The 24,177-nt window shown below is 60.5% G+C and carries 23 protein-coding genes; 15 read left to right on the top strand and 8 right to left on the bottom strand.

Going from position 1 to position 24,177, the window contains the following annotated elements; genetic code table 11:
- Positions 1 to 308: 308 nt before the first annotated feature.
- Complete coding sequence (locus FHW37_RS20520; RefSeq protein ID WP_145639776.1) at positions 309 to 731, bottom strand: DUF2934 domain-containing protein; 423 nt, start codon at positions 729 to 731, stop codon at positions 309 to 311.
- 165 nt (positions 732 to 896) lie between these two features.
- On the opposite strand from FHW37_RS20520, the gene FHW37_RS20515 reads away from it, so the two are divergent.
- Positions 897 to 1,133 carry a hypothetical protein gene (locus tag FHW37_RS20515; protein ID WP_145639774.1) on the top strand — a complete coding sequence of 79 codons (237 nt, stop codon included), beginning with the start codon at positions 897 to 899 and terminating at the stop codon, positions 1,131 to 1,133.
- A 226-nt stretch (positions 1,134 to 1,359) separates the two neighbouring features.
- Here FHW37_RS20515 and FHW37_RS33670 read toward each other — a convergent pair whose 3' ends face one another.
- The gene (locus FHW37_RS33670; protein WP_186458352.1) at positions 1,360 to 1,524 is read right to left on the bottom strand and encodes a hypothetical protein; all 165 of its coding nucleotides are present in this window, start codon (positions 1,522 to 1,524) and stop codon (positions 1,360 to 1,362) included.
- 229 nt (positions 1,525 to 1,753) lie between these two features.
- Entirely contained in the window at positions 1,754 to 1,987 is a 234-nt protein-coding gene (locus FHW37_RS20510) for a hypothetical protein (RefSeq protein ID WP_145639773.1), read from the bottom strand.
- Between the two features lie 226 nt (positions 1,988 to 2,213).
- On the opposite strand from FHW37_RS20510, the gene FHW37_RS20505 reads away from it, so the two are divergent.
- On the top strand, positions 2,214 to 2,720 hold the full coding sequence (locus tag FHW37_RS20505) for a sigma-70 family RNA polymerase sigma factor (protein WP_246690846.1): 507 nt from the start codon (positions 2,214 to 2,216) through the stop codon (positions 2,718 to 2,720).
- A gap of 146 nt (positions 2,721 to 2,866) precedes the next feature.
- Here the strand turns inward: FHW37_RS20505 and FHW37_RS20500 are convergent, their stop codons facing one another.
- Positions 2,867 to 3,595, bottom strand: coding sequence for a glutathione S-transferase (locus FHW37_RS20500; RefSeq protein WP_145639769.1), 729 nt, complete (start codon positions 3,593 to 3,595; stop codon positions 2,867 to 2,869).
- Between the two features lie 309 nt (positions 3,596 to 3,904).
- On the opposite strand from FHW37_RS20500, the gene FHW37_RS20495 reads away from it, so the two are divergent.
- Positions 3,905 to 6,247 (top strand): glucose/quinate/shikimate family membrane-bound PQQ-dependent dehydrogenase, encoded by a 2,343-nt coding sequence (locus FHW37_RS20495; protein ID WP_145639767.1) that lies wholly within the window; start codon positions 3,905 to 3,907, stop codon positions 6,245 to 6,247.
- Between the two features lie 198 nt (positions 6,248 to 6,445).
- Here the strand turns inward: FHW37_RS20495 and FHW37_RS20490 are convergent, their stop codons facing one another.
- The 3 genes from FHW37_RS20490 to FHW37_RS20480 all read right to left on the bottom strand — a co-directional run bounded on the left by FHW37_RS20490 (position 6,446) and on the right by FHW37_RS20480 (position 9,599).
- On the bottom strand, positions 6,446 to 6,739 hold the full coding sequence (locus FHW37_RS20490) for a BON domain-containing protein (protein WP_145639765.1): 294 nt from the start codon (positions 6,737 to 6,739) through the stop codon (positions 6,446 to 6,448).
- 64 nt (positions 6,740 to 6,803) lie between these two features.
- Entirely contained in the window at positions 6,804 to 8,747 is a 1,944-nt protein-coding gene (locus FHW37_RS20485; RefSeq protein WP_246690845.1) for a hybrid sensor histidine kinase/response regulator, read from the bottom strand.
- 201 nt (positions 8,748 to 8,948) lie between these two features.
- Positions 8,949 to 9,599 carry a hydrolase gene (locus tag FHW37_RS20480; RefSeq protein WP_145639762.1) on the bottom strand — a complete coding sequence of 217 codons (651 nt, stop codon included), beginning with the start codon at positions 9,597 to 9,599 and terminating at the stop codon, positions 8,949 to 8,951.
- 158 nt (positions 9,600 to 9,757) lie between these two features.
- Here FHW37_RS20480 and FHW37_RS20475 point away from each other — a divergent pair, with 158 nt between their 5' ends.
- From FHW37_RS20475 to FHW37_RS20450, 6 genes are all read left to right on the top strand, one after another.
- Positions 9,758 to 10,651, top strand: coding sequence for a LysR family transcriptional regulator (locus tag FHW37_RS20475; RefSeq protein WP_145639760.1), 894 nt, complete (start codon positions 9,758 to 9,760; stop codon positions 10,649 to 10,651).
- Positions 10,652 to 10,748: 97 nt separating this feature from the next.
- On the top strand, positions 10,749 to 11,387 hold the full coding sequence (locus FHW37_RS20470) for a TetR/AcrR family transcriptional regulator (RefSeq protein ID WP_432442880.1): 639 nt from the start codon (positions 10,749 to 10,751) through the stop codon (positions 11,385 to 11,387).
- Between the two features lie 59 nt (positions 11,388 to 11,446).
- On the top strand, positions 11,447 to 12,601 hold the full coding sequence (locus FHW37_RS20465; protein ID WP_145639758.1) for an efflux RND transporter periplasmic adaptor subunit: 1,155 nt from the start codon (positions 11,447 to 11,449) through the stop codon (positions 12,599 to 12,601).
- A gap of 26 nt (positions 12,602 to 12,627) precedes the next feature.
- Positions 12,628 to 15,786 (top strand): efflux RND transporter permease subunit, encoded by a 3,159-nt coding sequence (locus FHW37_RS20460; RefSeq protein WP_145639756.1) that lies wholly within the window; start codon positions 12,628 to 12,630, stop codon positions 15,784 to 15,786.
- Between the two features lie 177 nt (positions 15,787 to 15,963).
- Positions 15,964 to 17,043: an enoyl-CoA hydratase/isomerase family protein gene (locus tag FHW37_RS20455; RefSeq protein WP_145639755.1), complete on the top strand. Its 1,080-nt coding sequence runs from the start codon at positions 15,964 to 15,966 to the stop codon at positions 17,041 to 17,043.
- A 446-nt stretch (positions 17,044 to 17,489) separates the two neighbouring features.
- Positions 17,490 to 18,320 (top strand): M10 family metallopeptidase C-terminal domain-containing protein, encoded by an 831-nt coding sequence (locus FHW37_RS20450; RefSeq protein ID WP_145639753.1) that lies wholly within the window; start codon positions 17,490 to 17,492, stop codon positions 18,318 to 18,320.
- Positions 18,321 to 18,396: 76 nt separating this feature from the next.
- Here the strand turns inward: FHW37_RS20450 and FHW37_RS20445 are convergent, their stop codons facing one another.
- Entirely contained in the window at positions 18,397 to 18,795 is a 399-nt protein-coding gene (locus tag FHW37_RS20445; protein WP_145639752.1) for a RidA family protein, read from the bottom strand.
- 150 nt (positions 18,796 to 18,945) lie between these two features.
- On the opposite strand from FHW37_RS20445, the gene FHW37_RS20440 reads away from it, so the two are divergent.
- The 6 genes from FHW37_RS20440 to FHW37_RS20410 all read left to right on the top strand — a co-directional run bounded on the left by FHW37_RS20440 (position 18,946) and on the right by FHW37_RS20410 (position 24,152).
- Positions 18,946 to 19,539, top strand: coding sequence for a TetR/AcrR family transcriptional regulator (locus tag FHW37_RS20440; RefSeq protein WP_145639750.1), 594 nt, complete (start codon positions 18,946 to 18,948; stop codon positions 19,537 to 19,539).
- Between the two features lie 120 nt (positions 19,540 to 19,659).
- Positions 19,660 to 20,049 (top strand): hypothetical protein, encoded by a 390-nt coding sequence (locus tag FHW37_RS20435; RefSeq protein WP_145640160.1) that lies wholly within the window; start codon positions 19,660 to 19,662, stop codon positions 20,047 to 20,049.
- 155 nt (positions 20,050 to 20,204) lie between these two features.
- Positions 20,205 to 21,191: a thiosulfate ABC transporter substrate-binding protein CysP gene (cysP, locus tag FHW37_RS20430; RefSeq protein ID WP_145639749.1), complete on the top strand. Its 987-nt coding sequence runs from the start codon at positions 20,205 to 20,207 to the stop codon at positions 21,189 to 21,191.
- 233 nt (positions 21,192 to 21,424) lie between these two features.
- On the top strand, positions 21,425 to 22,246 hold the full coding sequence (cysT, locus tag FHW37_RS20420; RefSeq protein ID WP_145639748.1) for a sulfate ABC transporter permease subunit CysT: 822 nt from the start codon (positions 21,425 to 21,427) through the stop codon (positions 22,244 to 22,246).
- A 2-nt stretch (positions 22,247 to 22,248) separates the two neighbouring features.
- Positions 22,249 to 23,136, top strand: a complete 888-nt coding sequence (gene cysW, locus FHW37_RS20415) for a sulfate ABC transporter permease subunit CysW (protein ID WP_145639746.1) — start codon at positions 22,249 to 22,251, stop codon at positions 23,134 to 23,136.
- Complete coding sequence (locus FHW37_RS20410) at positions 23,133 to 24,152, top strand: sulfate/molybdate ABC transporter ATP-binding protein (protein ID WP_145639745.1); 1,020 nt, start codon at positions 23,133 to 23,135, stop codon at positions 24,150 to 24,152. The genes cysW and FHW37_RS20410 overlap by 4 nt, the downstream gene beginning before the upstream one ends.
- The last annotated feature ends 25 nt before the right edge of the window (positions 24,153 to 24,177 follow it).

Genomic DNA, 24,177 nt, shown 5'->3' with positions numbered 1-24,177 from the left:
CCTGGCGCCGGAACCCAATTTGCGGCAGATCCTTGGGCCGCCTTTGGGATCCATGGCAGGATCCATGTCCGGAATGGAGATGAATGCGTTCATCGTGCCTGCCTCCATCTCAATTCCCCTCCCGACCCCGGCATCGCGGCAACCGCATGCCGGTCAGGACCCGCATCATATCGGCGGGGCAGAAAGTTCAGGGAATGATGGAACGCAAAAGCCATTTCAAACTATCCAGCTTAACGGAAAGAGCTCCCGCGGCGAATGTCGCCGCGGCTTGTTACGCGATACTCTGGTGGCTGCTCCGAGCCGGCCGGTCAGGGACTGGCAGTGGCCTTTTTGGCTCGTTTCTTCGGAAGCGTCTCGGCGGTGACCGCCGGGGAAGTTTTTGCGGCGGCAGGCTTGGAATTTGCAGGCTTTGGGCTTGCGGCCTTGGCAGGTTTTTCGGTCTTGGTCTTTGCCGGCTTTGCAGCGGCAGGCTTTGCGGCTTCTTCGGCATGTTTGCCGTTGGCCGACTTGCCGTTCGCGGCCTTACCATTGGCCGCCGGTTTTGCCGCGGCTTTTGCTGCCGTCGCGCTCTTCCGCTTGGAAGAACCGGCAGACTCGGCGATCGGTTTCAGGGTGATGAATTCGAGCCGGGCTCTTTCCCAGTGCTCGGTATCCTTGCCTGTGGGATAACCCTCTTCCTCCCACATGCGGTAGGCACGGGTCTTGATCCAGTCTTCTTCGGAATCCGCCATCTTCGTCTCCATTCGCCCGAAGTCAGAGAACCGTCCGGGAGCGAAAAAGTTCCAAGAAAAGTCACAATCTGCATCGGCTGAAGCAAATCGTGTTGGCTAAAAAATCCGACCGGGCGGAACTAATTGGTGTGGAAGGCGTTACGCCGCCGGGAAGGAGACACTGCAATGCAAAAATACTGCGATATCATTCCAGATGCAACCGGCTGGATCTATGTAATTGATGGTGTTCAATCCGCATCCGGTTACCATACATGTGAGCTGGCGATGCGGGCCGCGGAAGTTCATCTCAGTAAAAATGACCGCTTGAAAAGCAAAATTTTTCGCCGTCAATCATCGAATGGCGAAATGGTCGTTGTGAGCGCGGAGAGATCCGGTATCTCCCGGCACATGTTGAACAGCTGAGTTTTCGCTATGTTTATCAGCTTGTAAAAAGCCCGAGATGATCGGGCTTTTTTTATTTAATTCTCACGATATTTTTCTAATTTGTATTGCCTGCGAAGATATGTTTCGCTGCAGTGCAATCGCAGCATTCGCGATGATCTTATGCATTCTTTAAGTTGCATAATGCCGATGCCCGCAGGCATTTCATTAGCTGATTCGAATGCAGTATCGCGGCGGCGCCGGAAGATTACTGCTTCGCTGCCAGTTCTTTCTGCAGCTGCTGCGCCAGTTCGAGCAGGCGGTCCGGAACCTCTTCCTTTTCGATCTCGGTGAGAAGAACTGAAACCTTGCGGTTTACCCGGCGCCCCATTCTCATGTCATCTTCCGCAACCGGATTGCTCTGCTTCGCCATTCCGACCCCTGACATAAAAGCCGACATACGCATGTCGGAACCATCGATGTTTCAAGCCCGGTCTTCTTACCTCAATAAGGTTAAGCTCCGATATCCCGAAAAAGTCACATAGCAGAATTGAAGCGATGACCGCGGGAAACAGGATGCCGGAACGAAGCCGGGGCAACCTCCTATTCCGGAAGCCACCCCGTTTGTTCCAATTTTTGCCGCGCTTCTGATCCGAGCCGATTTAATGGCGCGGTGGTTTCGGTGTGCCTGACGGGATGGAGGTCACGGTCGCCGACACGGGATCGCTGGCCGGAAAGGTATCTTCCAGGCCTTCGTCGAGTTGTTCTTCGAGATCGGCGGCATCGCCCTTGTCGCGGGCCGAACGTTCCGTCGTCTTCGGATCCATCCTGTTCCGGCTGCCATCTCGCGCCGGACTGTTCGGAGTGCTTTTTGTCGGAGTGCTGTTGGCGCCCATCTTGGCCTCCTCTTGGTTGCGTCCACGAAAACGGATGGCCTCACGGCTTTGTTCCGCCGGCTTGATGACTGGGCTCGTCAGGTTTGCGGAACCAAATCGGCGGAGCATGCGTTTGCCACCGTCATTCCAGCCCTCTGGCCAGCCCTTAGGCCAGCCTTCAGGTCCCAGAGTGCAGGGCTCATACCTTTAATAATGGTGCTTTCGATAAAGGGGAGAGGTAGGCAACGTGTCTGAATCACAATCGAAAAGTGATCCTGCACGCGCAGACATCGTGAGGCTCATACCGGCTCTTCGTGCATTTGCCCGCACCTTCTGCCGTACACCGTCGGATGCAGATGATCTGGTCCAGGAAACACTGATGAAGGCTCTCGCCAATCTCGACAAGTTCGAGCCCGGCACCAAGCTGAAATCCTGGCTTTTCACGATCATGCGCAACACGTTTTACACGCGCGCCAAGGTTTTGGGCCGCGAGGCGCCGGGGCTGGAGGAGAATGTTTCCGGCGATACGCCGATCGCGGCAACGCAGGAAACCGTGGCCCGGGCACGGGAAGTGCAGCGGGCACTCGAAAAGCTGCCGGCGCATTACCGCGAAGTTCTGACGCTCGTCGCCATTTTGGGCGAAAGTTACGAAGCAACCGCCGAGATCTGCGACTGCGCAGTCGGCACCGTCAAGAGCCGGCTCAACCGGGCACGGCACCAGATCCTTCAGGAATTGGGCGAAGAGGCAGGATGAGCCTCATGCAGCAGGAGTGCAAGGACATGAGGTTCATTTCGATCGACATCAAGTTCACGGTGGTTGCCACCGCCATTCTGGCGGTGACCGTCGCGCCGGTATTCTTCTTCACCTGATCGCGTCTGCGGAAGGGTCGGGGCCGGATATCAGACCGGATCCTGATCCAGTTCCGGATAGTGGCGGAAAATGCCGTTTTCATTGAAATCCAGCCGCCTGTCGGAGCGCAGGTAGGATGCGATGCGCGGCCGTTTGCGGATGCTTTCGCCAAGTTTTGCAACGTTGGGATAATCCGCGTCGAAATTGGCCATGGCCCGCGGGAAAGCATATTTGAGGCCTTCCCTGATCTGGAAAAGCGAGAGGTCGACATAGGTGACTGCCTCGCCCCAGATATGCCCCTTGCCGGCCGGATTGGCGGCGATCAGCTTGTCGAAATAGCCGAGGAATTTCGGAACGCGGTGTTTCAGGAAGGCGGCGCTGCGCGCCTTGGCTTCTTGCCTCTGATCCTCGTAATAATCGGCTGTGCTGATCGGATGATGGGTGTCGTGCACCTCGGCGACGAAATCGGTGATCGTCAGCTGCAGGCCGTTGAGGAAAGTGGCCGACTTTACGTCTTCCGGCGACAATTTCAGTTTTGGCCCGAGATAGGAAAGAATATTGGCGACATGCGAGACAAGGATGTCGCCATCCTTCAGGAAGGGTGGGGCGAACGGTAGTTCGGCATAACCGTGCTTGCCCTTCAGATATTCCATCATCTTCTGCGAGCCGACGCCGGTGCGCGCCACGTCGAGATAGTCAGCGCCCGCATCTTCCAGCGCCAGCCGAATGAATTCGCCGCGACCCTGAAGGCCATCCCAGTAATAAAGCTCGTATGCCATACCTGCTCCAATGATTTTAAAGAGACCATGCTTGAGCCGAGACTTGAGCAGAATATTGGCCGTCCTGCCGAGATAACCAGTCTCGTCTGGACAGATTGCTGCACTGCATGTGCGGGAATGAGAACCTTGAGAAAATTGTTTCGTACAATCCGCCAGCTGCCGATCCGTTCAGACTTGAACATCTCGCACTTGCGCTAAATTACCGCGGGAACGATGCCGGGTATTTGGGCATCGCGCAGCCGGTCGGGGCGTTTCGGTTCGGGTAAACGGCCGAAATGTCCATTTCTCTCCGAAACGGGATTTTCCAGAATGGCTCTCAAGATCACGGCGGTCCTCTTCGTCCTTATCGGCCTGGCGCTCTCGATTGGCGGCGGACAGCTGCTGATGCTGGGCGGCAGTGCCTATTACCTTCTTTGCGGGCTCGCTTTCGTGCTGACCGCCATTCTGCTGTTCCTGAAGAATCGCGCCGCCCTGCATGTCTATGCCGCGATCATCATCGTTTCGCTCGTCTGGGCGATCTGGGAAGTCGGGCTCGACTGGTGGCAGTTGGGACCGCGCGGTGGCGTCGTCATCCTGCTCGGCATCTGGCTGCTGACACCGTGGATCCGCAACCCGCTCGGTTTTATCAGCCCGACCGGCAACCGCTACGGCGCGACCGCCGTGCCGCTGGCCATCTCCGTCGTTCTTGCCATCGCGGTTGCGGTGTTCTCGACCTTCTTTGACCCTTACGACCAGAGCGGCGATCTTCCGGAAGACAAGGTTGCGGCCGCACCCGCGCTCGGTGGCAATGTGCCGGATGGCGAATGGCATCAATATGGCCGCACGCCCTATGGCCAGCGTTATTCGCCGCTCGACCAGGTCAATGTGAAGAATGTCGCCGACCTCAAGGAAGTCTGGCGTTACCAGACCGGAGACGTCAAGCGCCCCGATGACGTCGGCGAGACGACCTATCAGGTGACGCCGCTGAAGATCGGTTCCTCGCTCTATCTCTGCACGCCGCATAATCTGGCGATTGCGCTCGATGCGACGACCGGCAAGGAAAAATGGAAGTTCGACGCCAATTCCGGCATGAACCCGGACCGTCAGCACCAGACCTGCCGCGGCGTTTCCTATTACAAGGATCAGGCCGCCGCCGCTGGCAGCCCCTGCGCCGAACGCGTCTACCTGCCGACCTCGGATGCGCGGCTGATCGCGCTCGATGCTGCAAACGGTCAGGTCTGCCCGTCCTTTGCCGACAAGGGCACGCTGCATCTGCAGACCGGCATGAAATACAATCCGGCCGGTTATTATTATTCCACCTCGCCGCCGGCCATTGTCGGCAACAAGATCATCATCGGCGGGGCGGTGAACGACAATTATTCGACTGAGGAACAGTCCGGTGTCATCCGCGCCTTCGACGTCAATTCCGGTCAGCTGATCTGGAACTGGGATTCGGGCAATCCGAGCCAGACCCAGCCACTGCCGGAAGGCCAGACCTATACGACCAATTCGCCGAATAGCTGGTCGGTCTTCTCCGTCGATGAAGATCTCGGTCTCGTCTATATCCCGCTCGGAAACCAGGTGCCGGACCAGCTCGGCATGGGCCGCTCGGAAAATGTCGAAAAGTATTCCTCGTCCATCGTTGCGCTGGACATCAATACCGGTGCCGACAAATGGGTGCGCCAGACGGTGCATCACGATCTCTGGGACATGGACGTACCGGCCCAGCCGGTTCTGCTGAACATCACCAAGCCGGACAATTCCGTCGTGCCGGCGCTGGTCGGGCCGACCAAGCAGGGTGATATCTATGTCCTCGACCGCCGCACCGGTGAGCCGATCCTGCCCGTGACCGAAGAGCCGGCACCGGGCGGCACCATTCCGGAAGATCATTCCGCCCCGACGCAGCCGACCTCGGCACTCTCCTTCAAGCCGCCGAAGCTGAAGGAAAGCGACATGTGGGGTGTGACCATGTTTGACCAGATGGTCTGCCGTATCTGGTATCACCAGTATAATTATGATGGCCGTTACACGCCGCCGTCGCTGAATGGCACGATCGTCTATCCTGGCAATTTCGGCACGTTCAACTGGGGTTCGGTCGCGGTCGATCCGGAGCGTCAGGTGATGTTCGGCATGCCGACCTATCTCGCCTTCACCTCGAAACTGGTCCCACGCGCCGACATTCCGGCCAAGGGCCAGGGTGAGAAGGGCAGCGAACAGGGTCTCAACCGCAATGACGGCGCACCTTACGGCGTCTATATGGGGCCGTTCCTCGGCCCGCTTAAAATCCCCTGCCAGGCACCGCCCTGGGGTTATGTCGCCGGCGCCGATCTGCGCACCGGCAAGATCGCCTACAAGCATCGCAACGGCACGGTCTACGACATGACGCCGCTGCCCTTACCCTTCAAGGTCGGCGTGCCCGGCATTGGCGGCCCGATGATCACCAAGGGTGGCATCGCCTTCCTCGGTGCCGCGGTCGACGACTTTTTGCGGGCCTATGACTTGAAGAACGGCAAGCAGCTCTGGGAAGCCCGTCTGCCTGCCGGTGGCCAGGCGACGCCGATGACCTATGCGGTGGATGATGGTCGCCAGTTCGTGGTGATGGTTGTCGGCGGCCATGGCTCGGTCGGGACCAAGCCGGGCGATTATGTCATCGCTTATGCGCTGCCGCGGTGAGCGTTATAGCTCTTCGCGCTTGAGGAATGCCCCTCACCCTAACCCTCTCCCCGTTTTGACGGGGAGAGGGGACTTGCCCCAAGCGGGGCAGGGAGAGTGCCGCAAGTGTCCTTCTCCCCGTCAGAACGGGGAGAAGGTGCCCGGCAGGGCGGATGAGGGGCCGTTATCGTCTGGCTACAGAAATAGTAGGAGCGGCCCTCACATCGTCCGCGGCTGCGAAAAATCCGAGCGGGCCTGGATGGCGTTGCGCACCGCGGTGACCCCGGCGACGCTCAGCGCCACTTCTTCGGCCCGGTTGATTTCCTCCACCTGAAAGACCGAGCCGGCGAGCGCCACTTCAGAACCCTCGGCAATCACCGTCACGTCGCTGGCATCGAGCCCTCCGGCGGAGGCCAGCGCGTCGGACACGGCGCTTTCCAGCACTGCCCTGTTCGGAAACTCGATCTCGATTTCCGGCTTTGTCTCATAAAAATTCGGATGCTTGAACACCATTGTCCTTCTCCCTTTGGTTGGTGCCTCATCTCGGGGGCAACAACGCGTGAGCCGGGCGATTGGTTCAGGAACGGCCGGAAATGACCGACGAGACGATGTCGGCGAGCTGGTTCTGGGAAAAGGGTTTTGGCAGGCGCGGCAGGCGTTCGTCGGCGCCCGACGGCAATTCCGCATAACCGGTGGCGAGGATGACGGGCAGGCCCGGCCAGCCCTCGCGGACACGCAGCGCCAGTTCCGATCCGGTCATTTTCGGCATGGAATGGTCGGTGATGACGAGGTCGAACGGGCCGGCATTTTTCAGCATGTCCAGCGCTTCGGGGCCGCCATAGGCCTCGGTCACGGCATGGCCCATGTCTTCCAGCATCAGAACCGTGTTCATCAGCACCAGCGCATCGTCATCAACGGCGAGAACGGTCAGTTTCCGATCGGCTACAGCCGGCGACGCCTGTGTCGTGAGCGCTGCCTTCTGCTTCGGGCAGTCTTCCAGATTGGCGGTCGGCAGCAGGAGCGAGATTTTCGTACCCTTGCCTTTGGTGCTTTCGATCGAAAGCCGGCCGCCGGATTGTTCGGTCAGGCCCTGGACCATGGAAAGGCCAAGTCCCGTGCCCTTGCCGACGCCCTTGGTGGTGAAGAAAGGCGTGGTGGCGCGCTCGAGCGTTCCCTCATCCATGCCTTCGCCCGTGTCGGTCACGGTGAGGCAGACGTAACGGCCGGGTTTCAACTTGTCCGGCAGGCCGCTGATCTCTTCCTCCCTGGCACCGATCGTGATCGTGCCTCCGGCGGGCATGGCGTCGCGGGCGTTGACGACGAGATTGAGAAGGGCGGTTTCCAGCTGCACCGGGTCAGTCAGTGCGAGGGCAAGTTCTGGCGGCATATCCATTTCGATGCGGGCGGTGGAGCCGATCGAGCGCTGCAAAAAGTCCATCATGCCGTCGGCCAGCTGTTTCAGATCGACGGGTTTCATGTCGAGATCCTGCCGGCGCGAAAAGGCGAGGATGCGCTGTGTCACCGCGGCGCCGCGCTCGGCGCCCTGTATCGCGTTTTGCAGGAGCGGCATCAGAGCCGGATCCTCGGGCATGCGTTTGCGCAGCATTTCGAGACTGCCGAGGATCGCCATCAAGAGGTTGTTGAAATCATGGGCGATGCCGCCGGAAAGCTGGCCGATCGCCTCCAGCTTTTGCGACTGGAACAGTTCCTCGCGGGTCTGGGCCAGCGCCTTCTGGGCGGCGGTCTTTTCCGTTACGTCGCGGGTGATCTTGGCAAAGCCCAAAAGTTCGCCGCGCTCGTCGCGGATCGCATCGATCACGACATTGGCGAGAAAGCGCGTGCCGTCCTTGCGCACCCGCCAGCCTTCCCGCTCGGCGCGGCCTTCGAAACGGGCGGCGGCCAAGAATTTTTCCGGCTCGCCATCGCGGCGATCTTCCTCGGTATAAAACTCCGAAAAATGCCGGCCGACGATTTCTTCGGCGCGATAGCCCTTAATCCGCTCGGCGCCGGAATTCCAGTTGCTGACATAACCGTCCGGGTCCAACATATAGAGCGCATAATCGGTGACGCTCTGGACCAGCATCTGGAATTTCTGCTCGCTGCGCTTCAGTTCCGCCTCGGCATTGCGCCGCTCGGTGAGGTCGCGCGTTACCTTTGCAAAGCCCAGAAGCGTGCCGTCGCGGTCGCGGATCGTGTCGATGATCACATGGGCCCAGAAACGGGTGCCGTCCTTGCGGATGCGCCAGCCCTGGTTCTCGAAACGGCCTTCGCGCTCGGCAGTGGCAAGCGCATATTCCGGCAGCCGGGCAAGCTTGTCTTCATCGGTGTAAAAGCGGGAAAAATGCTCGCCGAGGATTTCCCAGGTTTCGTAACCTTTGAAGCGCTGGGCGCCGGCATTCCAGCTGGCGACACGACCTTCGGGGTCGAGCATGTAGATGGCGTAATCGGTAATCGAATCGACCAGATAACGGTAACGTTCGTCGTCCAGCAAAGATACACGATGGCCTTCACCCGCTGTCACTGATGTTCCCCTGCCGCATCGACACGCATTACAACGCGACGTTAAGCGCATGAGGCGTCAATTTGTTCCATCCCTGCGGTATTATTTTGCCGCTGGAAAGACGGGGCGAAGACGAAAGTGGGTTGCGATCAGGGTGACCTGCGCGGGTGACAATGGCGGGGAAGGCGAGCTCCGGTATCGAAGCCCGCCGTCTTCTTCAAATCAGCCTGCCTTCGGCACCGGCGTGTTCAGAAGCTGCTGCTCCCAAAGATAGGCAATGCCGCTGCCGCCGGCATGCTGGATGATGACATCCGTCAGCCTGGCGGCCTGATCGAGCCTTGCCCAGTCGCGCTGCCATTCGGCGGCGATTGCCAGCCAGGTCAGCATGTTGGCGCCGGCGGCGATCATCCGCTTGATGGCGACCTCGTGGGCCTCGGTCGAGACACCGCCGGAGGCATCGGTGATGACGGTCACATCCCAGCCTTCGCCAAGCGCCTGGATCGTCGGCATGGCGACGCAGACTTCGGTCCAGAGGCCGGCAATGACCAGCTGCTTGCGGCCGGTCGCCTTAACCGCGTCGACCACTTTCGGGTCCTGCCAGGTGTTGATGAAGGTGCGGTCGATCACTTCCTGGCCGGGGAAGACGTCGGTGATCTGCGGAAACAGCAGGCCGCCGCGCTCGGCAATGACGGTGGTGAGGATGGTCGGAACGTTGAAAGCCTTGGCGGCCTTGGCCAGCGCGACCGTATTGTTGACCACCATTTGCGGCTCGTGGCTGTTCACATTGGCGAGCTGATAGGGCTGGTGGTCGATCAGGACGAGAACTGAATCCTCCGGGCGAAGAAGCGAGGAAAGGCCGTTACGAAAGGTCATGAGTATATCCTCTTGCTGTCGTTTTGTGTGGGTTTGCAGTGTCGAGAGGCATGCGCTGACAGCGGTTACGCTGCCTTCGGCGCGGAAACTGGCATTCCGGTTTTCGATACGGTAGCCTCACCAGCTGCCAAGCTGTGTCGCATGATGGGGAACGCCGGATGGATATCGAGGAATTGCGGACCTTCGTGGAAGTCGCAGATGCCGGTGGCGTTTCGCCTGCGGCAAGGCGGCTCGGGATCTCCAAATCCATGGTCAGCCGGCGCCTCGTCCGGCTGGAAGCGGATCTCGGCGTCCAGCTTCTGGCGCGCACCACGCGGGGTGCGGCGCTGACCGAGGCCGGGATCACCTTTCGCGACCATGCGGCAAGGGTCTGTGCGGAAATCGATCAGGCGCGCGAAACGATCCTGCCTGCGGGTGATCTCTGCGGCCGCTTACGGGTAGCGGCACCGCTTTCCTTCGGGCCGACGCATTTCGCTGCCGTGCTGGCGCAGATGGCGCAACGCCATCCGCAGCTTCACATCCACACAGCCTATAGCGACCGTTTCGTTGATCTGATCTCGGAAGGGTTCGATTGCGCCATCCGGGTCGGTTATCTGCCGGATTCCAACATGGTTGCAAGGCGTGTCGGGCCGATCTACGGCAAGCTGGTCGCGAGCCCCGATTACGTCAAAACCTATGGGGCGCCGCAGACGCCCGACGACCTTGTCGGTCATCAAGCTCTGACGCAGGGTACCGAGGCATGGCAGTTTCTGGATGGCGAAGACGTCATCACGGTCTATCCGCGCGGACGGTTCAAGGCCGACAATGCGACAGCTCTCGCTGCAGCCGCGCTCGCGGGTGTCGGCATTGCCTGGATCCCGGATGGCATCACTCATGACCATATCGTCTCGGGTGCGCTCGTCCCGGTCATGACGGATTATCCGCCGCCGCCGGCCGGCATTTATGTCATCCGTCCGCCGGGGCCGCATCCGTCGAGAAAGGTCCGTGTCCTCACCGAGATGCTGATCGAGTGTTTTGATCAGGCGCCCAAGCCCGCTGGCGTCAGCCGTTAAGGGGCGGGCTGCCGGCCTGAAATTTCCCAGCCACGCATCGTTCGGAAGCCCACCCATGGTTGACAGATGCCGGGTTTCGTTTTACGACTGACGAAAAATGAAAATCGTCATACGTCAAACGAAAGCCGTCATCGTCATGGATACGACCACCAGCTTCGACGAAGTCCGCCAGGAAAACATCACCCGCATCCTCGATGCGGCGGAGCGGCTGTTCAAGCACTATGGCTATACGAAGACGAATGTCGCCGACATTGCCCGCGATCTCGGCATGTCGCCGGCCAATATCTACCGCTTCTTTTCCTCCAAGGCCGATATCCATCAGGCGCTGTGCCGCCGGATGCTGGCCGCCAGCCAGCAGGTTGCCGCGGAGATCGCCGCGCGCAAGGACAGCGCCTGCGTACGCCTGAGGGATTTCATTCTCGCCCAGTTCAGGATCACCGCCGAAACCATGCTCGACGACAAGAAAGTCCATGAAATGGTCGTCGTCGCCATGGAAGAGAACTGGCCCGTCATCGAGGAGCATATCGAACGGATCCGCGTCGTGATCGAACGCATCATCACCGAAGGCATCGCGGCCGGCGAGTTCCGTGACCAGAATGCCGCCCTTGCCGCCGAGAGCTTCATGTCGGCGACAGTCCTCCTCTGTCATCCGCAGCTGGTTGCCAAATGCCTTGCCGAAACCCGTATCGGCAAGCCGGAAGACCTGATCGATTTCGCCCTCCGGGGCCTGAAATAATCCTTATCCAAGAGCCGGCGTCTCCCGCGCCACCCGTCATCATTCCATGGAGTGGGGCCATGTCCTCGTTTCGTTTTGTTACAGCCACGACAGTTCTGAAAATCGCCGTAGTCGCAGGAGCCATTTCGCTTCTTGCCGCCTGCTCGGAAGAGAAAAAGGCGGAGGCGCCGGAAGTGGTGCGCCCCGTCAAGGTCGCCGAGATCGGCGCGCCGGATGAAGGCCGCAAGCTGATCTATTCCGGTGCGGTCAAGGCCCGCACGGAGATGAACCTCGGCTTCCGCGTTTCCGGCAAGATCACCGAGCGGCTCGTCAATGTCGGTGACCGCGTCAGCCCCGGTGCCGTGCTCGCGCGCCTTGATCCGGTCGATTACAAGCTGGCCGTCACCCGCGCCGAAGCTGATCTTTCCTCGGCCCAGAAACAGGTCGAAATCACCGATCTCGCCTATCGCCGCGCCCAGACGCTGGCCGCCCAGAACGTGACGTCGCAATCGGCCCTCGAACAGGCGACGCTCTCACGCGATCAGGCCGTGTCCTCCCGCCAATCGGCCGAGTCGGCACTTGAACAGGCCCGCAATCAGGTTGCCTATTCCGACCTGACATCCGACCAGAAGGGCATCGTTACCACTGTTAGCGCCGATGTCGGCCAGGTCGTGTCGGCCGGCACGCCTGTCGTCACGGTCGCCGTCGATGGCGAAAAGGAAGTGCAGATCGCCGTGCCGGAAATGGATGTCTCGCATTTCCAGCCGGGCAAGCAGGTTTCCGCCAGCTTCTGGTCTGCCAACACGACCGTACTGACCGGCAAGGTTCGTGAAGTCGCCCAGAGTGCCGATGCCCAGTCGCGCACCTTCTCTGTCCGCGTCAGCCTGCCCGAAGATCAGCGCGTCCTGCTCGGCATGACCGCAACGATCGAGGCAAAGGCCGACAATGCGGTTCCCGCCTTTTCCGTGCCGCTCGCCGCACTTGGCGAAAAGGACGGCAAGAAGGTCGTCTGGGTCGTCGATCGCCAGAAGGGCACGGTGAGCTCGCGGCCTGTCGAAGTGGTCGATTTTTCCGATGACGGCGCCCGCATCTCCAAGGGTCTCGCAACCGGTGATCTGGTCGTTTCGGCCGGCACGCAGTTCATGCGCGAAGACATGAAGGTGAGGCTGCCGGAAACGGTGACCTCGCGCTTCGGCAGCGTCAACAGCCTCACCACGGCTTCGGTCGCACCCTGACTCTTGAGGATCGAAGGACCACGCTCATGACTTCGCACAACGCGCCTTCTTCGCCGGAAGAGAAGCAGAAATTCAACCTCTCCCGCTGGGCGATCTCGCATCCCAGCATCGCCCGTTTCCTGTTCGGCCTGATCATCGTCATGGGTGCCCTCGGCGTCATGAACATGGGCCAGAAGGAAGATCCGGATTTCACCTTCCGCGTGATGGTCGTGCAGTCGGTCTGGCCGGGTGCGTCGATCGACGACATGCAGAACCAGGTCGTCAACAAGATCGAGCGCAAGCTGCAGGAAACCCCGCATCTCGACTGGGTCAAATCCTATACCCGCGCCGGTGTTGCGATCACCACGATCCAGATCAAGGGTGATACCAACGGCGCCGATGTGGCGGACGCCTTTTATCAGGTGCGCAAGAAGGTCGGCGATATCAAACAGGATCTGCCGTCCGGTCTGCTCGGTCCCTATTTCAACGATGAGTTCGGCGATACCTACATCACCCTGCACGCGATCAGCGGCGACGGTTATTCCTATCCGGAGCTGAAGAAGTTCGCGATCCAGGCACGCGACATGCTGATCGCCACGCCCGGCGTTGAAAAGGCCGTCATCCTCGGCGACCAGCCGCAGAAGATCTTTATCGACGTCTCGTCCAAGGCGCTGGCCGAACGCGGCCTGACCGTGGTCGATATCCAGAATGCCCTGCAGGGCCAGAACGATGTCGATCCGGCCGGCAGTGTCGAAACCGCCGACCGTTCCGTGCGCATCTCCGTCGAAGGCGATGTCACGACGCCGGCCGAAATCCGCGAGCTACGGCTCAAGGCTGGCGATCAGGTGATCCGCCTCGGCGATATCGCCACCGTCAAGGACGGGCTCGAAGATCCCTTCCAGAGAAAATTCCGCGTCAATGGCCATGATACCGTGGAGCTCGGCGTGGTGATGGCCAAGGGCTTCAAGGTCACCGATGTCGGCAAGGGCGTCGAGGAAACCTACAAGCGCTTCGAAGACACGCTGCCGGTCGGTGTCGAGGTGACGCAGATCTCCAACCAGCCGGAAGTCGTCACCGAAGCGGTCGGCGAATTCACCCAGGCGCTGATGGAAGCTCTGGTCATCGTGCTGATCGTCTCGCTGATCTCGATCGGCTGGCGTTCGGGCATCGTCATCGCAGTCGCCATTCCGCTCGTTCTCGCCGCGACGCTTGCCATCATGTTCTACATGGGCATCGAGCTGCAGCGCATCTCGCTCGGCGCGCTGATCATCGCCCTCGGCCTTCTGGTCGATGACGCCATGATCGTTGTCGAGATGATGGAGCGTAAGCTGGAAGAGGGGCTGAACCGCCTGGATGCGGCGAGCTTCGCCTATTCCTCGACCGCCTTCCCGATGCTGACCGGCACGCTGATCACCACGGCCGGCTTCATCCCGGTCGGTTTTGCCGCCTCGACGGCGGGTGAATATGTCCGCTCGCTGTTTTTCGTGGTCGGCATAGCGCTCGTCACCTCGTGGTTCGTCGCCGTCTATTTCACCCCCTGGCTCGGCTATATGATCCTGAAGCAGCGGGCGCATGCCGGCACGCATCACGATGCCTATGACACCCGTTTTTATCGCGGCGTCGGCCACACGGTCGGCTGGGCGGTGCGTCACAAGGCGATCGTGCTTCTCCTGACGCTCGGTGCCTTTGTCGGCAGCCTCTGGTCCTTCCAGTTCATTCCGCAGAGCTTCTTCCCGCAATCGTCGCGGCCGGAAATCCTCGTCGACATGTGGTTGCCGGAAGGCACCGCGATCAAGGAAGTCGAACGCCAGGCCAAGGCGCTGGAAGCCAAGATCATGGACGATCCGGACAAGAAGTTCGTCGCCACCTTCATCGGCGAAGGCGCGCCGCGCTTCTTCCTTCCGCTCGACCAGCAGCTGCGCAACCCGAACTATGCCCAGCTTCTGGTCATGTCGAACGGGCTCGAAGAGCGCGAGCGGATGATCGTCAAGCTGCGCAAGATTCTTGCAGACGACTTCCCGACCGTGCGCGGAAAAGTCGACCGCCTCTTCCTCGGCCCGCCGGTCGGCTGGGCCGTGCAGATGCGCGTTGTCGGTCCCGACCGTGCGGAAGTGCGCAGCATTGCCGATCAGGTGAAGCAGCGTTTTGAACAGCAGCCGAACTTTGGCGCCGTTCATAACGACTGGATGGAACCGGTGCCGGCGATGAAACTGGTGATCGACCAGGATCGTGCCCGTGCCCTCGGCGTCTCCTCGCAGCGCGTGCGGCAGATGCTGCAGGCTGCGACCAACGGCGCGCCGATCAGCGATTTCCGCGATGGCGAAGAAACCGTCTCCATCGTTGTGCGCGAGCCGGATGCGACCCGCAGCCTGCTCTCTGCCGTCAACTCGGTCTATATCCCGACCGACAATGGCGGCTTCGTGCCGGCATCGCAGATCGCCAAGGTCGTGCCGCTGCTCGAACAGGGCATCGAATGGCGCCGCGACCGCCTGCCGACCATCACTGTCAAGGCAACCCTGCCGGATGGCGTCGAGCCGACACAGGTGACGATGAACCTCTATAACAGCATGGCCGATCTGCGCGCCAAGCTGCCGGCGGGGTACAAGGTCGAGATCCAGGGCGGTGCCGAGGATGCGGCCGAAAGCCAGCAGTCGATCGCCGCCAAGGCGCCGATCATGCTGCTTGTCATCCTCGTTCTCCTGATGATCCAGCTGCAGCATTTCGGCAAGGCGATGCTGGTGCTGGCAACTGGTCCGCTCGGCATCATCGGCGCGGCCATGGCGCTTCTGATCACCGGTGCGCCCTTCGGCTTCGTCGCCATTCTCGGCGTCATCGCCCTGCTCGGCATCATCATGCGCAACTCGATCATCCTCGTCGACCAGATCGATCAGGATATCGCCGCCGGCCATCCGCGGATGGAAGCGATCGTCGGGGCGGCGGTCCGCCGTTTCCGGCCGATCATGCTGACGGCGCTCACCGCCGTGCTGGCGCTGATCCCGATCTCGCGCGGTCTGTTCTGGGGCCCGATGGCTTATGCGATGATGGGCGGCATTCTGGTTGCAACCGTGCTGACCATCCTCGTCCTGCCGGCAGCCTACGCGCTGTTCTTCGGCCGCGAGCCGAAGGCGAAGAAAGAGGACGAAAAGCCCGCCAACCAGGGCGAGCATTTCGAGGAGCATCGCGACATGCCGATGGCTGCCGAATAACGCTATAACGAACCACCGCCGAGCACGCCGGTCCCTGAATTTTCAGGGGCCGGCGAGAATATTTGTCGCCAAGCCGGCGAACATGCCCAATATTGCCTTCGGGAACATTTGAATTTGCGCATCGTCTTTCCGGGATCGGATGTCGGTTTCGGGTCGATGCGCCGACCGGAGGTGCGGATGCCTGAAAAGACCATGCAGAGTGACGAAGTGCTGATCGACCGGATCGGCTCGGCCGGAATGATCCGGCTCAACCGGCCGAAAGCGCTGAACAGTCTCAATCTCGGCATGGTGCGGATCATCAAGACGGCGATGGCTGATTTCGCCGCCGACCCGGATATTTCCTGCGTGGTGATGACGGGCGAGGGCGAGCGCGGGCTTTGCGCCGGCGGCGATATTCGCGCGATCTACCAGACCGGTCGCGCCGACGATCCCGATGTGACGCAGTTCTGGCGCGAAGAATTTCCGCTCAATTATACCATCGCCCATTATCCCAAACCCTATGTGGCGCTGATGGACGGCATCGTCATGGGTGGCGGTGTCGGCATTTCGGCGCATGGGAAATTCCGGGTCGTAACCGAGCGCACGCGGCTTGCCATGCCGGAAACGGGTATCGGCTATTTTCCCGATGTGGGGGCCACCTGGCTTCTTCCGCGCGCACCCGGAGAAGCGGGGACATGGATGGGCCTGACGGGGTTGGAGATCGGTGCCGCGGATGCGATCCAGGTCCGGTTTGCGGATGTCTGCCTGCCGTCCGAAAAACTTCCCGAGTTCGTTGCAGCACTTGGCGGGCTTGCCGGAGACGCGGGCGATGCCGGTGTGCAGGCGGTGATCGACGGCTTTGCCGTACCGGCTGGTGAAAGCCCGCTGAAGCTCAATGCCGATCTGAGCAACCGCGCTTTCCGCTTCGATACGGTCGAGGCGATCATGGAGGCATTGGCGGCCGAGGAGGGCGCGTTTGCCGAGATGACGCGCGATACGATCGCTCGCCGCTCTCCGACCAGCCTGAAGCTGACCCTGCGGCTGTTGCGTTTGGGGCGCGACAGTTCGAGCCTCGTGCAATGCCTGGAGCGGGAATTCACCGCCGGTGTCGAAGTCTTGCGCAACCATGATTTCTACGAGGGCGTGCGGGCCGCGATCATCGACAAGGACCGCAATCCGCAATGGATGCCGGCGGCGCTGGCCGAGGTCACCGATGCGGATATCGACCGCTATTTCATGCCGAAACATGCGGTCCTGTTTCCCGATCATCGTCTTTGACGAACACCGATAACCACGCCGGCGAAACCGGCATGGGGAGGGAATGGGGCAGGCAGCTGCGATGCGGGTATAAGGGATAGGTTTTCTGCCTGCCCCGGCCGTTTTCCGATCTTTTCGGGACGTGTCAGTTCCCGTCCGACCAGTTTTCGACCATCACCGGAACCAGGCGCAAACCCGAGGAGGATGCCGGCTCGCGAACCCGGTTCCCATCCGATGACGATGATGATTATGCGCCCGGTTTTGGGGAGGGGGAAAACGGGATGGGCCGATTTCTATCAAGCGATTGATAAAGCTGCGAAGTTTTTTCGATCGCCAGAAAAGCGGCGGGATTCCTTCGAGGAGGCCAGAATTTATGCTTTGGCGTTGTTGTAGGAGAATAGTATTGAAGACAGGAAAATCGCTCCATCGACGACTATTGCGTGCGAAGAGCTGAAGGGGAGAGCAGCATGGCGCTTGCCGAAATCACAGGATTGCCCAAGCAGATCGTCGAGCATTATGACGCAGGAGGCGAGGTCGCCTACCTGTACGTGTCAGGCTACAAGTTGGCGGACCTTGTCTTCGATTTGAGCATGTACGCGCTGGTTGATTATGGCGGTACAATAGGCGAGCGGCAGAAGGCAGATTCCACCTTCGAGATGGATGGTTATCGCTTGGTGACGACGAAGGAAGTTCTCTACCAGGCCTATGGCGTGCGCGACTTTTCCTACGTGTTGAACATTACCGCGCATGACAAGGCCGGCAATCTCGTCGCCGAGGTCCACGATTACAAATTTGCCGTCACCGATTACATGGACATTGTCGACAGTGCGGTGAAAAACGCGACGATCAAAGGCGATCGGGGCATGAACCTCCTGCTCGGCGGTGACGGCAACGACCGGCTTTACGGCATGCGCGGCGACGACAGGCTGGAGGGTGGTTCCGGTCGGGATGTGCTGTCCGGCGGTCTCGGCGAAGATACGTTCCACTTCCTCTTTCTCAAGGACAGCACCGTCAAGGCGCCCGACGTCATCACCGACTGGCAGCATGAGCCGGGCAAGAACGGCACGCGCGACCTGATCGAACTCGACGGCATCGACGCCAACAGCAAGCTTGCCGGCCATCAAGAATTCGACTGGATCGGAGCGAAGAAATTCAGCGGCCATGCCGGTGAGCTACGTTACGAGAAGACGAAATCGTACACCTATGTCTATGCTGACGTGACTGGCGACGGGAAAGCGGATTTCAAGATCGCTCTGGTTGGTTCGTTCAAGATGTATTCGGACGATTTTCTGATTTAAGAGCGTCTGGGACCGGACTGCTATCAGGACAGAGCCCCGGACGATCCCAGGGCTCCGTCGCTCCATTCGTCAGCCATCACACCTTTGCCGGTATCCGCGCGATCACCTTGATTTCGAAGTCGAAACCGGCAAGCCAGTTGACGCCGACGGCCGTCCAGTTCGGATAGGGTTTTTCCGCAAAATAACGCTGCTTGACCGGCATGATCGTCGCGAACTGGTTTTGCGGGTCGGTGTGGAAGGTCGTGACATCGACAATGTCGTCCAGCGTGCCGCCGGCGGCGGCGAGCACGGCCTTCAGGTTTTCAAAGGCCAGTTCCACCTGTTTTTCGAAATCCGGTTCCGGGCTTCCGTCCTTGCGGCTGCCGACCTGGCCGGAGACGAAAAGCAAGTCTCCAGAGCGGATGGCGGCGGAATAACCGTGTTCTTCGTAAAGGGCGTGCCGGTCGGCGGGGAAAACTGCGTCACGTTTGCTCATGGTCATCTTCTCCTGTTTTTCTGGTCGCATCGCGCGGTGCCCCAAGGGTTCACAGGCCGCGGCGATTGAGATACGTTGCGTATGTGAAAATATCCAGATACGCGCCGTATGTCAAATTGATATACGCGACGTATGTGAATTTGGTGCGAGATGGCGAACAAGCGTCTGGAAATGATGGAAGAAAATCGCGGCAAGCTGATCGCTGCTGCGCGCAAGGCCTTTGCCGAAAAGGGTTTTGCAGGGGCCTCGATGGACGAGCTGACGGCCGATGTCGGCCTGACGCGCGGCGCGCTCTACCATAATTTCGGCGACAAGCGCGGCCTGCTGGCGGCAGTCGTCAACCAGATCGATTCAGAAATGGCGGCAAGGGCGCAGGAGATCGGCGCTGCGGCGGGCGAGGGGTGGCCGGCTCTGCTTGCCGAAGGGGCTGCCTATATCGAGATGGCGCTCGACCCCGAAGTGCAGCGGATCGTGCTGCTCGATGGACCGGCCGTGCTCGGAGATCCGTCCCTCTGGCCGAGCCAGAACAGCTGTCTGCAGGTGACACGGCGGGCGGTGGAGGGGCTGATCGCCGAAGGGGTGATGAAACCCGTCGATGCCGAGGCGGCGGCGCGACTGCTGAGCGGTGCTGCTCTCAACGCTGCTCTCTGGGTTGCGGCGAGCGACAACGCAAAGGATGTGTTGCCGAAGGCCGTTGAGGCTTTTCAGGTGATGGCAACGGGGCTTTTGGCAAAACCGCAATAGGTTGTAACGGCGCCCACACCCCCTGATCGTTTTTCCGTATTCGGCTCCATGGCATCTGCCGCTTGCTTCGTGATAGGCAGGCTGCGTTTCGTTCTACGAAAACATCAGGAGCAAGCCGTGATGAAGTGCCTGCGCATCTATGCCACGCCGGATGGCGAATCCCATTTCGACGAGATCGAACTGCCGACGACCGAGAGACGGGTGCATCCCGACGCCACTCCCTTCGATGTCACGGCCAGTTATCCGGCCTCCCGTGTTCGTATCTCCCATATTCCGGCTGTCATGCGCGAAGTGGCCTGGCATGGGGTGCCCGAGCCGGTGCTGACCGTGCGGCTGGATGGATCGGTGGACTACGAGACGAGCGACGGCGAGGTCCGCCACGTGCCGGCGGGCAGTTTCGTGCTGGTGGCGGATACGCATGGCAAGGGGCATCTGTCGCGGCATTCGCCGGAAGCGCAGACGGTGATCTGGATCTCTTTGCCGAACGGTCTTGATCTGCCGCCGGTCTGATGGCCGGTTCTCCGTTCGCACGGGCAAAACCACCGCGGAATGTGGCGGAAAATAGGCGAAAATTCTAAGCGTTCTCCCGAGTTGGGTCTCGGGTTTCTCGTGATTTCCGGTCCTTGCCGGTAATTTCCGGTCAAATCGAAACACCGGAGATCCGCATGAATCGCCTGCTTATTCTCGGCACTGCCATTGCCGCTCTGCTCGTCCAGCCCGCGATGGCTGAGGATGCCAAGAAGCTGCTCAACGCTTCCTATGACGTGTCGCGCGAGCTTTTCGTCGCCGAGAACGAGGCCTTCATCAAGACGCATCCGGGCGTCACCATCGACCAGTCGCATGCCGGCACGTCGAAACAGGCCCGGTCGATCGTCGAGGGGCTGGAGGCAGATGTCGTCACCTTCAACCAGTCGACCGATATCGATTTCCTCGCCAAGCAGGGTTTTGTCGCCAAGGACTGGACCAAGGCATTCCCGAACAATGCCTCGCCCTTCTATTCCTTCCCGTCCTTCCTGGTGCGCGCCGGCAATCCGAAGAACATCAAGGACTGGGGTGATCTGGCGCGTGACGATGTGCATGCCGTCTTCCCTAACCCGAAAACCTCGGGCAATGCGCGCTACACCTATCTCGCCGCCTACGCCTGGGCCAAGGAAGAGTACAAGGGCGACGAGGAAAAGATCGAAGCCTATATCAAGAAGATCTTCGACAATGTCCCGGTCTTCGACACCGGCGGCCGTGCTGCAACGACCACTTTCGTCGAGCGTGGCCAGGGCGATGTGCTGATCACCTTCGAGGCTGAAACCCGCGGCATCGAAAAGCAGTATGGCAAGGACAAGGTGGCAAGCGTCATCCCGTCCGTCAGCCTGCTTGCCGAATTCCCGGTCGCCGTGGTCGACAAGGTCGCCAAGAAACACGGCACGGAAGCGCTGGCAAAATCCTATCTCGACTTCCTCTACACGGAAGAAGGCCAGCGTATCGCAGCGGCGTTCGGCCATCGTGTCAACAACGAGAAGGTTGCTGCCGAGGTAAAGGCCGATTTTCCGGCGATCCGCCTCGTCAAGGTCGATGACGTGTTCGGCGGCTGGGACAAGATCCAGAAGGATCATTTTGCCTCCGGCGGCACACTCGACAAGCTTTACGGCAGCCGATAGGCCTTTCACGGGTAGCGGTTCACGTTTAGGCTGCCATCTCCACAACCTCATTCCTGTGCTTGTCACAGGAATCCAGTGACCCGACGTCTGTCGGGTCGAAGGACTCCCTCAGCCCAAGGACTTGGGCTGGCTGGATCCCTGTGACAAGCACAGGGATGAGGAGAACCAAAAGCTGCGACACCCGACCGGCGGATTTCCATCCGCCGGCTTTGCTTTGATAAGGAACCGATCGTTTGAGACGCAATGTCCTGCCCGGATTACGCCTGTCGCTTGGCGTGACCCTGTTTTATGTCGGGCTGATCGTGGTCCTGCCGCTGGCGGCCCTCGTATTCAAGGCGGCGAGCCTCGGGCCGGAGGATTACTGGCGGATCGTCTCGTCCTCCCGTGCGCTGGCAAGCTACCGCGTCACGGCGCTTTCGGCGCTCGGCGCCACCATTTTCAACCTGTTCTTCGGCCTCGCGCTCGCCTGGGTATTGACCCGTTACCGCTTTCCCGGCCGGCGGCTTGTGGATGCCATGGTCGACCTGCCCTTTGCCTTGCCGACGGCGGTGGCCGGTATCGCGCTGACGGCGCTGTTCACCCCCAATGGCTGGTTCGGCTCGATCCTCAACGATTTTGGCATCAAGGTGGCCTATACGCCGCTCGGCATCATGATCGCCATGTGCTTTACCTCGCTGCCCTTCATCGTGCGCACCGTGCAGCCGGTTCTAGAGGATCTCGACCCGGCGCTGGAGGAGGCGGCGCAATCGCTCGGCGGGCCCGACTGGGCAATCTTTCGCAAGGTCATCCTGCCGCTCTTGACCCCGGCGCTCTTGGCCGGCGTATCGCTCTCCTTTGCCCGTTCGCTCGGTGAATTCGGCGCGATCATCTTCATCGCCGGCAATCAGCCGATGTCGACGGAGATTACCGCACTTCTCGTCTTCATCCGGCTCGAGGAATACGATTATCAGGCCGCTGCCGCGGTCGCCTCCGTCCTGCTGCTGACCGCGTTTGCGATGCTGGCGCTCACCAACTGGATGCAGGCGCGAGCACTGCGTTACACGGTGAGGAACTGACCATGAGCGGCATTTCAAGAGGCAAAAAGCCGCCGCGCGTCGGCGATGGCAAGATTTTTCGCCGCATGCTGATCGGTATCGTGCTGCTGTTCGTGGCGCTCCTGATCGTGGCACCGCTTCTCGTCATCGGCGTCGAGGCCTTTGCCAAAGGTTTTGCCGTCTACCGCGATACGATCGCCAATCCCGATACGCTGCATGCGATCGGGCTCACCGTCTTCACCGCGCTGATCGCCGTACCGGTCAATACCGCCTTCGGGATCGCGGCGGCATGGTCGATCACGAAATTCGACTTTTGGGGCAAGCGGTTCCTGCTGGTCGTTATAGAAATCCCGTTTTCTGTCTCGCCGATCGTCGCCGGTGTCGCCTATCTCTTCGTCTACGGCCTGCAGGGTGTGTTCGGGCCGACGCTGGATGATTGGGGTGTGAAAATCCTGTTCGCCATTCCCGGCATCGTTCTCGCCTCGATGTTTGTCACGGCACCCTTCGTCGCCCGCGAACTGATCCCCTTGATGCAGGCGCAGGGACGTGATCTGGAAGAGGCGTCCACCTCGCTCGGTGCTTCCGGCTGGCGGACGTTCTTTTCGGTAACGCTGCCGAATGTGAAATGGGCGCTGCTCTACGGCGTCGTGCTCTGCAATGCCCGTGTGATGGGTGAGTTCGGCGCCGTCTCGGTCGTCTCGGGCAATATTCGCGGGCAGACCAATACGCTGCCCTTGCATATCGAACTTCTCTATCACGACTATCAGGCGACCGGTGCCTTTGCCGCCGCCTCCATCCTGGCGCTCATCGCCGTCTTCACCATCATCGCCAAGGTGGCGCTGGAAAGACAGGGGGCCGGCCGCGTGCGCCGTTCCGCCCTTATTGCCCAGCCCGCGGAGAAAACCCCATGAAGATCCGTCTCGAAAACGTCGTGAAGACTTTTGACACCTTTCGGGCCGTGCGCGGCGTCTCGCTCGATATCGAAAGCGGCGAGCTTCTGGCGCTGCTCGGCCCTTCAGGCTCGGGCAAGACGACAATCCTGCGCATGGTCGCGGGGCTGGAATATGCCGATGGCGGCGCCATCCATTTCGGCGATCAGGATGCGACCGACATTCCGGTGCGCGACCGCGGCGTCGGTTTCGTCTTCCAGCATTACGCGCTTTTCCCGCACATGACCGTCGCCGAAAATATCGCCTTCGGCATGAAAGTATCGAAGGTGAAGCGCGAGAAGGCGGCGATCGAGGCGCGTGTCGCCGAGCTGCTGCGGCTGGTGCGGCTGGAAAATCTCGGCGACCGTTTTCCGGCCCAGATCTCCGGTGGTCAAAGGCAGCGCGTGGCGCTGGCCCGCGCGCTGTCGGTCGATCCGAAGGTGCTTCTGCTCGACGAACCTTTTGGCGCGCTCGATGCAAACGTTCGGCACGACCTGCGCCGCTGGCTGCGTGAAATCCACCGGGAGCTCGGCATTACGACGATCTTCGTCACCCATGACCAGGAAGAGGCGCTCGACCTCGCCGACCGTGTCGTCATCCTGAAGGACGGCCAGATCGTGCAGCAGGGCACGGCGCAGGAAGTCTGCCGCAACCCGCAATCCGCCTTCGTGATGAAGTTTCTAGGGGATGCCAACGTGCTTTCCGCAGACGTCCGCGACGGCCGCGCCTATGCGGGCGGCGCTGAGGTGGATGCGGCGGGTATCGCCGATGGCAAGGCCGAGCTTTATGCCCGCCCGGCCGATCTCGACTGGCAGGCCAACGGGCCGGGCATTGCCGCGCGGATCACCCGTGTCATGGACCGCCCGGACAGCCGCCGTGTGCTGGCTGAGACGGAAAGCGGGGAGCAGCTGGAATTCGATGTCGAGCCGGAGCAGGCTGTCGAGGCCGGTGATGGCGGGTTTGTGACGCTGCGGCGGGCGAAGGTGTTTGCGGTTTAGGGTCGATTGTTGGCATTCTTGAATG

The sequence above is a fragment of the Neorhizobium alkalisoli genome, from assembly GCF_007829835.1.
GTDB lineage: Bacteria > Pseudomonadota > Alphaproteobacteria > Rhizobiales > Rhizobiaceae > Neorhizobium.
The sequence above is the reverse complement of the archived record's forward strand: the minus strand, read 5'-3'. Positions and strand labels throughout refer to the sequence as shown.

Bases quoted from the DNA above. Each gene is read 5' to 3' on its own strand.
- cysW (WP_145639746.1), top strand. From the start codon at position 22,249: ATGAGCGGCATTTCAAGAGGCAAAAAGCCGCCGCGCGTCGGCGATGGC.
- FHW37_RS20480 (WP_145639762.1), bottom strand. From the start codon at position 9,599: ATGACCTTTCGTAACGGCCTTTCCTCGCTTCTTCGCCCGGAGGATTCA.
- FHW37_RS20490 (WP_145639765.1), bottom strand. From the start codon at position 6,739: ATGGTGTTCAAGCATCCGAATTTTTATGAGACAAAGCCGGAAATCGAG.
- FHW37_RS33670 (WP_186458352.1), bottom strand. From the start codon at position 1,524: ATGGCGAAGCAGAGCAATCCGGTTGCGGAAGATGACATGAGAATGGGG.
- cysP (WP_145639749.1), top strand. From the start codon at position 20,205: ATGAATCGCCTGCTTATTCTCGGCACTGCCATTGCCGCTCTGCTCGTC.
- FHW37_RS20410 (WP_145639745.1), top strand. From the start codon at position 23,133: ATGAAGATCCGTCTCGAAAACGTCGTGAAGACTTTTGACACCTTTCGG.
- FHW37_RS20500 (WP_145639769.1), bottom strand. From the start codon at position 3,595: ATGGCATACGAGCTTTATTACTGGGATGGCCTTCAGGGTCGCGGCGAA.
- FHW37_RS20445 (WP_145639752.1), bottom strand. From the start codon at position 18,795: ATGAGCAAACGTGACGCAGTTTTCCCCGCCGACCGGCACGCCCTTTAC.
- FHW37_RS20450 (WP_145639753.1), top strand. From the start codon at position 17,490: ATGGCGCTTGCCGAAATCACAGGATTGCCCAAGCAGATCGTCGAGCAT.
- FHW37_RS20470 (WP_432442880.1), top strand. From the start codon at position 10,749: ATGAAAATCGTCATACGTCAAACGAAAGCCGTCATCGTCATGGATACG.
- FHW37_RS20510 (WP_145639773.1), bottom strand. From the start codon at position 1,987: ATGGGCGCCAACAGCACTCCGACAAAAAGCACTCCGAACAGTCCGGCG.
- FHW37_RS20460 (WP_145639756.1), top strand. From the start codon at position 12,628: ATGACTTCGCACAACGCGCCTTCTTCGCCGGAAGAGAAGCAGAAATTC.
- FHW37_RS20435 (WP_145640160.1), top strand. From the start codon at position 19,660: ATGAAGTGCCTGCGCATCTATGCCACGCCGGATGGCGAATCCCATTTC.
- FHW37_RS20520 (WP_145639776.1), bottom strand. From the start codon at position 731: ATGGCGGATTCCGAAGAAGACTGGATCAAGACCCGTGCCTACCGCATG.
- FHW37_RS20475 (WP_145639760.1), top strand. From the start codon at position 9,758: ATGGATATCGAGGAATTGCGGACCTTCGTGGAAGTCGCAGATGCCGGT.
- FHW37_RS20440 (WP_145639750.1), top strand. From the start codon at position 18,946: ATGGCGAACAAGCGTCTGGAAATGATGGAAGAAAATCGCGGCAAGCTG.
- FHW37_RS20455 (WP_145639755.1), top strand. From the start codon at position 15,964: ATGCCTGAAAAGACCATGCAGAGTGACGAAGTGCTGATCGACCGGATC.
- FHW37_RS20465 (WP_145639758.1), top strand. From the start codon at position 11,447: ATGTCCTCGTTTCGTTTTGTTACAGCCACGACAGTTCTGAAAATCGCC.
- FHW37_RS20495 (WP_145639767.1), top strand. From the start codon at position 3,905: ATGGCTCTCAAGATCACGGCGGTCCTCTTCGTCCTTATCGGCCTGGCG.
- FHW37_RS20515 (WP_145639774.1), top strand. From the start codon at position 897: ATGCAAAAATACTGCGATATCATTCCAGATGCAACCGGCTGGATCTAT.